The sequence below is a fragment of the Novosphingobium rosa NBRC 15208 genome, from assembly GCF_001598555.1.
Classification (GTDB): Bacteria; Pseudomonadota; Alphaproteobacteria; order Sphingomonadales; family Sphingomonadaceae; genus Novosphingobium; species Novosphingobium rosa.
The window spans coordinates 1-12974 of the sequence record NZ_BCZE01000022.1; the positions used below are offsets into that span (position 1 = coordinate 1).

Here is a 12974-nt window from a genome sequence, read left to right on the forward strand (position 1 = left end):
GGCGCGGCAGGGGCCGGGCGCGGCACCGGCGCGGCAGCGCGCGGCGGTGGCGGGGCAGCGGGCGCGGGCGTTGCCGGGGCCGCTTCCACCGGGCGCGGAGCGCGGGGTGGCGGGGGCGCTGCGGGCGTGTCGTCCGAGCGCTCATTGGCCTTCACGGGCGAGGGGCGTGCTTTCAGCCCCAGGCGGTGCGCCTTGCCGATCACGGCATTGCGGCTGACTCCGCCCAGTTCTTCCGCGATCTGGGAGGCGGTGGAGCCGCCCTCCCACATGCGGGTGAGTTTGTCGATGCGTTCGTCGGTCCAGCTCATCGATTGTCCGAAATTCGAGTGTGGGTGACAAGCGGGCGCTTGCCAGCCGCGAAAGACCCCGATAGTCGCCTAGCCATGGCCGATCAACCCCGCATTGCCGCTGAAAACGCCCTTGGGGCACAGCACGCCAAACCTGCCCTGTTGCCGCGCGGTTTCCCGCCCCAGGGTGAGCCGATCATCCATGGCGTCAACCGCCTGGGCTTGTGGACCCTCTATATGAAGGAGGTCCGCCGGTTTTTAAAGGTGCATACGCAGACAATCTGGGCGCCTGCCGTCACCACGCTGCTTTTTCTGGTGATCTTCACTGTGGCGATGGGGCGCGGCAACCGCATGGTGCTGGGCGTGAACTTCGCCACCTTCGTGGCGCCGGGCCTGATCATGATGGGCATGATGAACAATGCCTTCCAGAATGCATCCTTCAGTTTTCTGGCCGGCAAGATGCAGGGCACGATCATCGATTTCCTGATGCCGCCGCTCTCCACCGGCGAGCTGATGGTGGGCATGCTGGCGGGCGCGATGACGCGTGGCATCATGGTGGGCTGCGCTCTGGCGGGCGCGATGCTGCTGTGGCCGGGGGTAAGCCTGAGTGTGGCGCATCCCTGGGCGCTGGTGTGGTTCGGGTTGATGGGGCCGCTGATGCTGGCGCAAATCGGCCTCATGTCCTCGATCTGGGCCGAGAAGTTCGACCATAACGCCGCCATCACCAATTTCGTGATCCAGCCGATGGCGCTGCTCTCGGGCACGTTTTACGTGATCGACAATCTTTCGCCCGCCTTCCAGTCGGTGAGCCGGGCGAATCCCTTCTTCTATGTGATCTCCGGCTTCCGCTTCGGTTTTCTGGGCCAGAGCGACATCGGCACGACGAATCAGGATGTGCTGCATGGCGCGCTGGGTCTGCTGGCGCTCAATGTGGTTCTGGGCTTTGCGGCCTATCGCCTGCTCAAGTCCGGCTGGAAGCTGAAAGGGTAAGCGTCTGTTTGAAAAAATGCGCGGAAGGGCGCATTTTTGCGGCCCCGGCCCACTCGCGTTGCCTGATTTCTGGCCCGGCCACCCACAGGATATGACCGAGGGATAGCAGGGCGGGAGAATGGTCCGGCGCCACTTCCTGCTGACGACAGCAAAAAGGGCGCCTTGCGGGGCGCCCTTTTCGTATCCGGCGATGGTTTGTTGGGCTCAGTGGCTCATGGCGCGGCGCAGCGGATAGCGGTTGCCGTCGAAATCCTCGAAAATCTGTTCGAGTTGGGGATGGTCCACCGGGCCGGTCTCGCTGTCGTCCAGCAGGTTCTGCTGGCTGACATAGGCGATATAGGCGCCATCCTCATTCTCGGCGAAGAGGTGGTAATAGGGCTGGTCGCGCCGGGGGCGCAGATCCTTGGGGATCGATTCGTACCATTCCTCGCTGTTGGCGAAGACGGGGTCGATATCGAAGACGACGCCCCGAAAATCATATTCGCGATGGCGTACCACATCGCCGATGGCAAAGCTAGCGTGGCTGGCGCGCGGCACATCGATGCGGCGGCCGGCCTGGGGTGAAAAGAAACTCGCACGGTCCATGAGGCTGAATATAGGCGCGGGGGCTGTGGAGAACAAGCAAGGCGAGAGGAAAATCCACCACCATGTCATTTTAAGGGCTTGGCAAGGTGAGAATCATTGGCTAGGGGGCGGCTCCCGACCGGATGAGGGTTCTTCCAGAGCTTTCATTCCTACCTTGCGGAGAGGTGGCAGAGTGGTCGAATGCACCGCACTCGAAATGCGGCATACTCGTGAGGGTATCCAGGGTTCGAATCCCTGCCTCTCCGCCAGCAACCCCTCCATAGGGGTTCGCACTCGTCCACTCGGATTGACGATTTTCTCCTGAAAACCGACGTTTACATGGCCTGAGCGTCCATACTCGTCCGCACGCCTCCGGTGATTCGTGTGGTACGAAACGTGGTATCGGCATTGGAAAAACGTGGTATCGGAGAATGCCCGTGTTGAACGATGCAAAACTGCGTGCGGCCAAGCCGCGCGACAAGGCTTACAAGCTTGGCGACAGCCATCGCCTCTATCTTCTCGTCACCCCCGGCGGCGGCAGGCTCTGGCGCTGGAACTATGCCTTCGACGGCAAGCAGAAGAGCATGGCCTTCGGGGTCTATCCGCTGATCAGCCTATTGGAGGCCCGCGCGATGCGGGATGACGCTCGGCAGCTGGTCAAGCAGGGGCAGGATCCTAACATCGCCAAGAAGCTGAAGACCGAGGCGACGATGGAGGCTGCCCGAGCGACCTTTGAAAAGGTGGCGCGGGAATGGCATGACAATGCCAAGGGCCAATGGGCGCGGGTTCACGCCAATGATGTGCTGAGAAGTCTCGAACGTGATGTGTTCCCGGTGATCGGACAGTTGCCGATCGCCCAGATCACGCCGCCGCTCGTGCTGGAGTTGCTTCGGGACGTCGAGGCGCGGGGGGCCCTTGAGACCGCCAAACGGACGCGGCAGCGGATTTCAGCGGTTTTTGTCCACGCCATTGCTGAAGGCATTGCGGAGAAAGACCCCGCCGAAAAGCTTGCTGCCGTTCTCAAGCCCCTGCGGAAGGGGCGGCAGCCTGCGATCACGGATCTGAAGCGCCTGCGCCAAATGATCAGCGATGCGGAAGAGGATTTCGCGCGACCGGTGACGCGCCTCGCCTTGAGGCTGCTTGCTCTCACGGCGGTGAGGCCCAATGAAATCCGTGGTGCAACCTGGGACGAATTTGAGGATCTCGATGGGCCCGAGCCTCTGTGGCGCATTCCAGCGTCTCGGATGAAGGGGACATTGGATCGCAAGGATGAGGTCGATGGCGATCACCTCGTCCCTCTGGCTCCTCAGAGCGTCGAGGTGCTCAGGGCGCTCTGGCCGCTGACCGGAAGTGCGCTGCTACTCTTTCCGAGCAACCGCCACCAGCATCGGCCCATGAGCGAAAACGCCATTGGCTATCTTCTGAACCGGGCGGGCTATCATGGTCACCACGTGCCCCATGGTTTCCGGGCGGCTTTCTCGACCATCATGAACGAGTGGGCGCAGAAGCAGGGGAATAAGGATGATCGCGCGATCATCGACCTGATGCTTGCGCACGTACCTCGAAACAAGGTGGAAGGCGCATACAATCGTGCGGCATATATGGAGAGGCGTCGCGAGCTTGCAGCGTTGTGGGCAGACATGCTGATCGACAAGTTGCCTCCGCCAAGGGTGCTGGTGGAACGCCCCTCGCAACCGACCAAGGAGAAATCTCGGCGTCGACCTCCGGCACCTGTCGCAATGGATTTCCGTTTTCCGGTCCGCAGTGCGACACGGGTAGCTGGAAGGCGTTGATCGCCTGTCCCACCGGCTCTCTTGTATATCGAGCTTGATGGTGACGTGTCTGGGCGAGTAGCCTGGGCACGTCAGCCTTGTACCTTCGCGAAGCGTTCGGCCACTTGTGGCTCCATCAGTGGAATGTTGCCAAAGGGTGACAATTGATGGCCTTTTTGTGACTACGCCATCTGACCGGTTGCCTATCGCTAAATCCACCATAGATTTTAATATGCGACGTGAATGCGCCGCCGAGGCTTGAGAACCTTGTCCGCGAACCAGTTCTGCTGCACTTGGCTGTGCGGCCGGGTGGCCCATGCTCTGTCCAGGCGGCTCGCGCTGCTAAAGGCATTGGCGCATGTCGTCGGACGTGTTCTCAACACCCGGTTTGCAGCCCTTCTCGCGTCGGCAGCGAGGAATGGGTCTGGCCATGCAAATGCAGCGGCGAAGTATTTCAGGGATTTGCAAGCTGCTCGCGGTCGAGAGCGGATCATGAGCATCCGGTATGACAAGTTAGCATCTGCTACGGCGGCCTCGGGAATAGGGGAAACCAATCCACCCGACCAACCCGCTGGAACCTCTTTTGGTAGGCGGGCGCTTGACGCTCTGTATCGATCTCAGGCGGGACGTCTCCTTCGATTGTTCAATAAACGCACTGACCCGCAAGATGCCGCTGATCTGGTTCAGGAAACTTTTGTCCGCTATGCTCATGCCACCCTGGAGCGTGAGGCATCCCCCGATTGCCCCGAAAGCTATCTGACGCAGGTAGCCGTCAACGTTCTCAATGACCGCGGACGAAGCCCGGCACGGCGGGCAGCGCTCTATTCCATTCCCATCGAAGATGCAGGGCTGACCTCGGCCGATGAAGTCGCAGCCATTGAAGCTAGGGACCTGCTCCAACGCGTTGAAGCGATTATCTTGCTGCTCAAACCTATGACTCGTGACATTTTCATTGCCCGTCGTATTCATGGTTTCAGCCGTGCGGAGATCGCCGAGCAAACAGGCCTGAGCGTGAAGGCGGTCGACAAGCATCTGGGGCGGGCATTCGATCATCTTCGCCGCCATCTGGGGGATCACGATGCCGAATGATAATGCCTCACGTGATGACCTTGACCGTATCGCACGAGACTGGGCTGTGCGGGTGCAACTCGGCGACGCTTCCGGGCCTGGGGAGACGGATGCCGCGCGCGCAGAGACCCTAGCGGAGTTCGAGCGATGGCTGGCCGAAGACCCGGCGCATGCTGCAGCATTTGATCGGATGGCGCGGGTCGCGGACACCTCGGACGTACTCGCACGGGGGCAAGTTGCCGCGCGCAGCCGGTTGAAGCAGGCTCCCCTTCCTCAGCGGTATCCGTTCATCACGGGTGCCATCGCGGCAACACTGGTGGCGGTCGGAAGCTTTTCTCTCTACCGGATGGGACAATCGAACCAGGGCTTGATCGGAACGCAAGGCGCCGTCGGCGAAACGCCGATTAGCACCGTCTATATGACGATGGCCGGGCAGAAACGGACGTATACGCTACCTGACGGATCGAGTTTGTACCTCGATGGGGGATCGCAGGTCCGTGTGCGTTACTCTGCCGGTGCCCGAAGCCTTCGGCTCGAGCGTGGGCGCGCGCAGTTCACTGTGGTTCACGATGTTGCACGGTCGTTCGCTGTCGATGTCGGGGATGGCCGTGTCATTGCCCATGGAACGATTTTTGAAGTGGCTCTGACGCAACGCGGTGTCCATGTCGCATTGGTCCGCGGATCTATCGAGGTGCAAAAGCTTCGCGGAAAGACAGAAAGGTCAGGTTCGCCGGATTCACGCTTCCTCGTCCCCGGGCAGAAACTCGACTTCACGCCCACCGACCCCTTGCCGGCTCCAACAGAGATTGCACCCGGTGAACTCAGTTGGGCCGATGGCCGGCTCTCGTTCCGTGATGTCCCGCTGGGGAACGCGGTCGTTGAAATCAATCGCACCAATTCGCGCAAAGTTGTCCTTGCCGACCCTTCGTTGGCAAACTTGAGAATTTCCGGGGGCTTTGATGCCCAGGCGCCGGAAAGCTTTGCCAAGGCTACGGCGCTTGCTCTCAATCTCAAACTGACGGTGCAGGTCGATGGGAATCTTCTGCTCTCGTCACGCGAAGGCCTAGCGACCCGATAAAATTCGCTTCGAGCAGGGGGGTAGGTTTTTCGCCCCCTCCGTCAAAGCCCCGAGACGCACACCGAAGTCGCGTCAGGGAGGCTTTACGATGCGTTCACGGAAATCTCGATGGCTGGTCGCCGTTGCGGCGGCAACGGTGGGCATGGGCGTAACTGGGCAAGCGCAGGCTCAAGCGCAGCCTGGGGCAAGGTATCAGATCGATCTGCCGGCTGAGTCACTCAGCGCGGCGATCCTTGACCTGGGCAACAGGACTCAGAGCACCATCGCTGCAGCGCCCCCAGTGATCGAGGGTAAGAGAGCTCCTGCGATAAGCGGGAATTTTACGGTCGAGGAAGCGCTGGAACACCTCTTGACGGGTAGTGGTCTGCGGATTGAATCCGTTGCCGACGGATACGTCATACAGCCTGCATCGCAATCGAACACGCCCAATGCAGATATCGTGGTAACCGGCACCCGGATTGCTGGCGCCCCCATCGCATCGCCGGTCATCTCGATCGATCGCAGTGCCATGCAGGAAAGTGGCTTTTCCGATCTGGGCAGCGTGGTCCGGAGCGTTCCGCAGAGCTTCGGCGGTGGTCAAAACCCTGGGGTGGGGACGAATGTGCCCTCCAACCGCGGCTATGATCTGGGCGGCGGCTCCTCGGTCAACCTGCGCGGGCTTGGAAGCGATGCCACGCTCACACTGCTTGACGGGCAGCGTGTCTCTTACACCGCCAGCGCTCAGAGCATTGACGTATCGGCCATCCCGTTCGGGCTTGTTGATCACATCGATATCGTCCCCGACGGCGCTTCCGCGCTCTACGGGTCAGACGCAGTGGCGGGTGTCGCGAACGTTGTCCTGCGTCGCGATATGAAGGGCATCGAAACGACCACACGCGTTGGCGGCTCCACAGATGGAGGCAATTTTCAGCAGCAGTATGGGGTTGCTGCAGGTAACAGTTGGAAGACCGGCGGCCTGATTGTCGCCTATGATCGTTCGTCGTCGGATGCTGTCTGGGGGCGTCAGCGTTCCTACACCAGCGCCATCGCTCCCAATCTGATGCTGATGCCGCAGCTGTGGCACGATAGTGTGGGCTTCAACGGTCATCAGGCACTGGCCAGCAACCTCACGTTCGAAACAAGCGCCTACTACAACAATCGCAACGAGTATGACGTCTTTCCCCAGACGGTCGGATCGGTCCTGGGGTCCGGGCAATTGGCCACCCGCGATCAGGTCTGGGGAATCGCTTCCAAGCTCAAACTGAAGCTGGGGGCCGATTGGCATCTGAACCTGCAGGGCTCGGTTGGGAAGGATCATGTCGATCTCTACAACGGCAATTGCGTGAACGGCACATGCTCGAAGACCAGCAGCAGCTTTTATCGCAACACCGCACATTCAATCGAAGTGAACGGTGACGGCAAGCTTTTTGATCTGCCCGGCGGCCCGTTAAAGGTGGCTCTGGGGGCGGGCTATCGCTCCATCTCACTGGGATATTACGCGGGCTCAGCCATCACCACTATTCAGCGTGGCCAGGACAGCAGCTATGTGTTTGGCGAATTGGCGATCCCGGTGGTCGGTGCTTCCCAGGATGTTCCCTTCATCAAGAGCCTGAGCGTCAGTGCAGCAGTGCGGTATGAGCGGTATCCCGGGATCGACAATGTGGCGACACCCAAATTCGGTCTGATCTATGCGCCGGATGACGATTTCGATTTCAAGGCGAGCTGGGGCAAATCGTTCCGCGCGCCCACGCTCTATGAACAGTATGTCGTGCGTGGCGCCTATGTTTATCCGGCAACGACCTTCGGTGTGTCGGGCTACCCGGCAACTGCGCAGGCTATCTATGTGGTGGGTGGGAGCCCCAACCTGAAGCCGGAGCGCGCCAATACCTGGTCTGCTGGTATGAGCTTTCATCCCCGGAGCGTTCCAGGCGCCAAGCTGGAGGTGAGCTATTACAACATCCACTATCGCGACCGGATCGTCAGCCCGATCACCGTGCCTTCGCAGGCATTGAGCAATCCAATCTATGCGTCACAAATCACTTTGGCACCCGATGCAGCAACCCAGGCGGCTGTGATTGCTTCGGCCAACCGTTACTTGAACGTCTCGTCCTATCCCTATGCGCCGGCCAATGTCGTCGCGATCGTCAACAATTCGACGGTCAACGCGGGCAATCAGTGGATCCAGGGTGTCGACATTCTGGCGGAATATGAACGGGATCTCGGCAAACGAGACCACCTGAAGGTTTCCGTCGATGTGGTCTACATCGACAGCAGGCAGCAGGTGAGTTCCAGTCAACCTATCCTGCCCCTCGCCGGAACGATCTTCAATCCGCCGCATTGGCGTGGGCAGGGCTTTCTGACCTGGAAGCACGATGCAATGACCGTAAACCTCGCGGCCCACTACATCGGCGCCCTTACGGACAATCGCACGACCACCTCATACCCGATCCCGAGCATGACAACCTTCGACACGACGATCGGCTATACCTTCCGCCGCGTGTTTGGGCCGCTCCAGGGCCTGACCCTGACCCTCTCTGCTCAGAATGTGTTCAATGCCAAACCCACGCAGATCGCGATAAAGTCCATGTACGATACGCCCTACGATTCAACAAATTACGCGCCTTTCGGGCGGGTTCTCAGCTTCGGGGTGAACACGAAATGGTGAGCCCCTTCGTGACTGCGCGGCGGATTGTGTTGCTTTCTTCAGCCTTCATCGGATCTTTTGGCTTTGGAGGCACCGCCCTGGCAGGATGTGAAAGCCTCTTGCCCTCGAACGATCCAGCGCACTTTCCCGCCAGGCTGCCAACCGCAAAGGATTTGGCTGAAATAAGGGATATCGGCCAATCGTCGATGATCCTGGGCAAGAGTCCCTTCTCACTCTCGCCCGATGGTAAGGAACTGGCCTTTATCCTGACCCGTGGGCAGGCACAGGATGACACGATCTGCCATGGCGTTGTTGTGCTGCGCCTGGCGGACCACGCGGTGCGCCTGATCGATCTTGGCGGTGAGCAGATCCTGAACTTCGGCAATTTGCGCGGCGCTGACCATCCATCAGGAGAAGCAGCGATTCTGCGTCCGGTCTGGTCTCCGGACGGGCAATGGATCGCCTATCTGCGCCGCGATCAGGGCATCACGCAGGCTTGGCGTGCCAAGGTGGACGGAAGCCACGTGGAAGCGATCACGAGTCTCAGCAGCGATGCCGAGGGTGTGGCATGGAGTTCTGATGGCCAGCGCCTTATTGTAGCCTGGCGCGCTGGGAGGGCTGAAGCCCGGCTCGGTATTGCTCGCGAGGGTGCAAAAGGCTGGCTCTACGACGCCCGCGTTACTCCTCACGAATCTGCGCAGCCAGGCCCGCCATCAGGATTGGTGCAAGGCCTCATCGCGGTTGATGTAGCTTCCCACACCGTGAAATCGGCGTCGTCTGCTGAGGAGGGGGACTTCCAGACCCAGGCGCTGTCCAACGATGCGGCCAAGCCGGAGGCATGGGCGCTGGACGGGTCTCATGCATGGACCCAGCCTCTCCGCAAGGAACTGCGCCCGCAATACCGCATCGAGATTAGCGGCTCTCAGCATCGGCCCATCGCCTGTTCGTGGGACGCGTGCCAAGGCACGATTTTGGGGTTGTGGTGGCAGGAGAAGCCCCGCACCCTGATTTTCCTGCGCAAGGAAGGCTGGAACGCCGGCTCCATGGCCCTTTATCGATGGAAGGCCGGGGGCAGTCCACCGCGGCGCATCCTTCAAACAGATGGAGTCATCAGCGGCTGCGTCGCGGCGGCGGGCGGACTCATATGCAATTCGGAAGAGGCACGTTCGCCTCGGCGGGTCGTTCGGATCGATCCTGGGACTGGCAGGCAATCCCTGTTGTTCGACCCAAATCCCGAATGGTCCCATTTCCAGCTTGGTCGTGTGAAACGGCTGACATGGATCAACAAGTTCGGCTTGCCCTCATGGGGCGACCTTGTGCTGCCATTCGGGTACAGACCTGGAACGCGGCTTCCGCTGATCATCACGCAATATACCAGCCGGGGCTTTCTGCGCGGTGGCACCGGTGACGAATTTCCTGTGTTTCCGTTCTCGGCGCGAGGGTTTGCAGTGCTTAGCCTTGAGAAGCCGCCTTTTTATGCAAGTGTGCTGCCCAATATCCAGACCTTTGACGAGGCGAACGCCGCCAATCAGAAGGACTGGATGGAGCGCCAGAACGTGCTGTCATCCCTGGCGATCGGCGTCGACAAGCTCGTTGAGATGGGGGTGGCAGATCCGAAGCGCGTCGGTATCACTGGTCTTAGCGACGGCGCGAGCACGGTTTCTTATGCTTTGATCAACCATCCGACCTTTGCTGCTGCCGCTATAAGCACGTGCTGTGACGGGCCTCATACCGCGATGACCTACGGCGGCATCGCCTGGGCCGATTGGCAGCACAAAGTCCTCGGCTTCCCCCTCGACATTGAAGACCAGCGTGAATTCTGGCGCCCGCTCGCTCTCTCGCTCAATGCGCGAAAGATCGACACGCCCTTGTTGATGCAACTCTCCGACAAGGAGTTTCGGCTGGGACTGGAGGCCTTCTCGGCTCTGCGTGAAGCCGGGAAGCCGGTTGAAATGCATGTTTTTCCAGATGAATATCATGAAAAGGTGAGGCCGCTCCATCGGTTGAACTCCTACAATCGGAGCATCGACTGGTTTGCCTTCTGGCTTCAGGGCAAGGAGGATCCAGATCCGGAAAAGGCCGAGCAATATCGCCGCTGGGAAAAGATGCGGGCGTCACAGCCAGCGGCAGCGGGGGAAGCAAGCATCAGTCCCACGAGCGAGCCCATGCCTCGGCATCCACCAGTTCCATAATCCGGGCAAATTGAAGGTCGCCTGCTGGGGCTGTATCGTCGATGATCCGGCGCAAAGCATCCAGGTTGAGCAATCCCAAGCCCGCAAGGCACCCTTCAAGGAGCATCTCCCGCACAACAGAGCGGTGTTGTTCGAACACCTCGTTGACGAAAGCCCCAGGCGTGCCCTTGGTACGGCGTTGGATTATGGGTGGAGGGAGGTCATCCTGGAATGCCATGCGCGCCGCCGCGCGGTTCAGGCCTGGGGAGAACCAACACCAGATTGGTATCCCCAACACTGTTTCAATGATCGGCTGGCTCAAGAAGGGAGAAAACTTCGGCAAGCCGCTGCAAGACCGATAACCCTGTTCGGTCGCCGTCTGTGCGGATGCAAGGAGGGCAACATGCGCGGCTTTGCCGGTAGGAATCCCTTTGGGTGGCGTATGCCAGGGGTGACGTGCCCGCAGAGCGACGGCCGCCCCGATGTCCGGCGAGAGAAGGGTGTCGCGAATTTCGAAGCGAAGCTGATTGTTGCGTCGAAAAGCCCGGTCCAGGGTTCGGAGTAAAACCTGTCCAAGACCTACCGATGTGAGGTCAGCAAAGGCTGCGCTGGCACGCAGGAAGCGAGCCCCGGGACCGCATTTACGCAGCACCTCGACCATGGCGGCCAAAGACATATAGTTGAAAAACAGATTGTCGCCACCGCCACCATGGACCACCGCGCTGGCGCCGGCCTTTTGAGCCCATGCAACAGCCTGATGGTCGCTTTCCTGAGTGAACGCGCGCGCATGCGGACGTGCAGCGCGAGCGGCATGCGATATCTTCAGATCGATCAGGCCGAAATCACGATACGCTTCGATTAGCGATGCCCCGGTGGCCTCGGCCGCAAGCCGCGCGAAATGCCGTTCATCGCCTTGGGCGGATTCCGTCACGAGGTTGAGTGCGTGGATCTCTCGATTGGCATGGCGCAAACAAGCCGCCAGGGCGGAGGAGTCGAAACCGCCTGAAAGTAATAAAATTACTGAGGTATGCTCGGCGACCAGAGCCGAGACGGACTGGATGAGCGTTTGATGCAGCAGGCTGGCGGCTTCTGTATGATTTCGAATGTGAGGGTGGTCACGGGTGAATCTCCAAGGCGACCAGAGCTGGTTGATTTCCGGGCCGGGGAGGGTCGAAGTTAGCCTTGTCCCGCCCTCCAGCGATTGAAGATCAGAAAGGCAGGTCTGAGCGGTGGCGACTTCCGGTTGTGTGATGTGCTGTGCGAGGGCTAGGCGATCGATGGTCATTCGTAACAAGCCGGACGCGGCAATGAGCGCGGCACTGGAGGCCAATGACAGCTTATCACCGACTCGTTGCCAATAGCAGGGAAGGGTTCCGAACGGCGCCCTCAAAACGCTGGTGGTCATTCGCCCATTGGGTGCAAGCTTTCTCAGGAAGGCAACATAGTTTCCCCAATAAAGGTCAATCAGGTTCTGGCCGCCGCTCTCCGTGATACTGAGCCAGGCGTCAGCCGAAAGAGTAGTCGCCGGTGCCATGCTCTCCCGGGAGTAGAGTGTCCCGACGATGATGCCATGTTCGGTTAGCTGGTACGGCGTGCCGGATTTGACGAGCAACCTGAGCCAGGGGTCGTCGGTGATGATCTCAAACCCGACCGGGCACGGCACGGCTCGAAACGGCATGATAGCGGACAGCGCAACCTGCGCAAAGAACTCGCCGTTCATCACGCCACCAGGATCGGCGTGAACGTACGCACGACATCGACGTCATCGCCCAGGAGTCGATCCCGATATTGCACCCAGCAATGCGCTTGAAATGGACCAAGCCGAACCCCGAGAATTACCTCGCATTCGACCCCCTGTCGTAGGAGGTAATGGGCAAGGCCGACGGAAACTGGCAGGCATTGGTCAAGGCGCGTCATATAGCGCCCGATCACCGCAAGGAGATTGGCTGCATTCCTGAGCGCGGGTGCGGGGTCATGGAGAAAGGAATTTCGGCTCGCTCGCAGTCGATGCAGTGCCTGCAGAGCCTTGTAAAGACCATGCCTTTTCAGCCGGCGCCGGGCGAGGTGAACATGCCAGGCGAACCTCAATTGGGCTAAAGCGGACACTGCCGGAGGGGTTGAGGACGTGATGGCTCGAGTGGGAACCCTGTGAACGCACGACCGAGGCGGATTTCCCCCTACTGAGATTTTGAGCAAGCCTTCGTCGATCAAGCCATCCATTTGCAGGCGCTCTCCGGCGGTGATTGCCGTGTTAGCTGCCACGGATCTGAAGGCTCGATCCTGATCGGGCGCCAGCGCCAGATAGCGATCAGCGATTTGGTCCAGGAAAATGATCCTGTTGTCGGCGAGACAAAAGCTCACCCCCGGCGGCAATGAAAAGCCGGAACAAGCGTTCTGCATGATGGTCTGCCAAATCATGGA

The 12974-nt window shown here is 60.1% G+C and carries 10 protein-coding genes and 1 tRNA gene; 7 read left to right on the forward strand and 4 right to left on the reverse strand.

The annotated features are described in order from the left end of the window. Positions 1–308: GcrA family cell cycle regulator (locus SR3_RS08630; RefSeq protein ID WP_218018781.1), on the reverse strand; the 308-nt coding region annotated here is incomplete at its 3' end. Positions 309–383: 75 nt separating this feature from the next. On the opposite strand from SR3_RS08630, the gene SR3_RS08635 reads away from it, so the two are divergent. Beyond that, positions 384–1277 carry an ABC transporter permease gene (locus tag SR3_RS08635; protein WP_068083840.1) on the forward strand — a complete coding sequence of 298 codons (894 nt, stop codon included), beginning with the start codon at positions 384–386 and terminating at the stop codon, positions 1275–1277. 204 nt (positions 1278–1481) lie between these two features. Here the strand turns inward: SR3_RS08635 and hspQ are convergent, their stop codons facing one another. After that, a complete protein-coding gene (hspQ, locus tag SR3_RS08640; protein WP_068083843.1) occupies positions 1482–1862 on the reverse strand; it encodes a heat shock protein HspQ in 381 nt (126 codons plus the stop codon). 158 nt (positions 1863–2020) lie between these two features. Here hspQ and SR3_RS08645 point away from each other — a divergent pair. The 6 genes from SR3_RS08645 to SR3_RS08670 all read left to right on the forward strand — a co-directional run bounded on the left by SR3_RS08645 (position 2021) and on the right by SR3_RS08670 (position 10574). Next, positions 2021–2110 (forward strand) — tRNA-Ser (locus SR3_RS08645). Between the two features lie 168 nt (positions 2111–2278). After that, positions 2279–3634, forward strand: a complete 1356-nt coding sequence (locus tag SR3_RS08650; RefSeq protein WP_068084183.1) for a tyrosine-type recombinase/integrase — start codon at positions 2279–2281, stop codon at positions 3632–3634. 471 nt (positions 3635–4105) lie between these two features. After that, the gene (locus tag SR3_RS30500; protein ID WP_169805587.1) at positions 4106–4702 is read left to right on the forward strand and encodes an RNA polymerase sigma factor; all 597 of its coding nucleotides are present in this window, start codon (positions 4106–4108) and stop codon (positions 4700–4702) included. After that, positions 4692–5759: a FecR family protein gene (locus SR3_RS08660; RefSeq protein ID WP_084455224.1), complete on the forward strand. Its 1068-nt coding sequence runs from the start codon at positions 4692–4694 to the stop codon at positions 5757–5759. The genes SR3_RS30500 and SR3_RS08660 overlap by 11 nt, the downstream gene beginning before the upstream one ends. 88 nt (positions 5760–5847) lie before the next feature. Then, positions 5848–8403: a TonB-dependent receptor gene (locus tag SR3_RS08665; RefSeq protein ID WP_084455226.1), complete on the forward strand. Its 2556-nt coding sequence runs from the start codon at positions 5848–5850 to the stop codon at positions 8401–8403. Beyond that, complete coding sequence (locus SR3_RS08670; protein ID WP_084455228.1) at positions 8397–10574, forward strand: Atxe2 family lasso peptide isopeptidase; 2178 nt, start codon at positions 8397–8399, stop codon at positions 10572–10574. Before SR3_RS08665 ends, SR3_RS08670 begins: the two co-directional genes overlap by 7 nt. Here SR3_RS08670 and SR3_RS08675 read toward each other — a convergent pair. Both SR3_RS08675 and SR3_RS08680 read right to left on the reverse strand, forming a co-directional pair. Next, a complete protein-coding gene (locus tag SR3_RS08675; protein ID WP_068083878.1) occupies positions 10528–12273 on the reverse strand; it encodes an asparagine synthase-related protein in 1746 nt (581 codons plus the stop codon). The genes SR3_RS08670 and SR3_RS08675 overlap by 47 nt on opposite strands. Next, positions 12273–12971, reverse strand: a complete 699-nt coding sequence (locus SR3_RS08680; protein ID WP_084455230.1) for a lasso peptide biosynthesis B2 protein — start codon at positions 12969–12971, stop codon at positions 12273–12275. The genes SR3_RS08675 and SR3_RS08680 overlap by 1 nt, the downstream gene beginning before the upstream one ends. Positions 12972–12974: the final 3 nt, after the last annotated feature.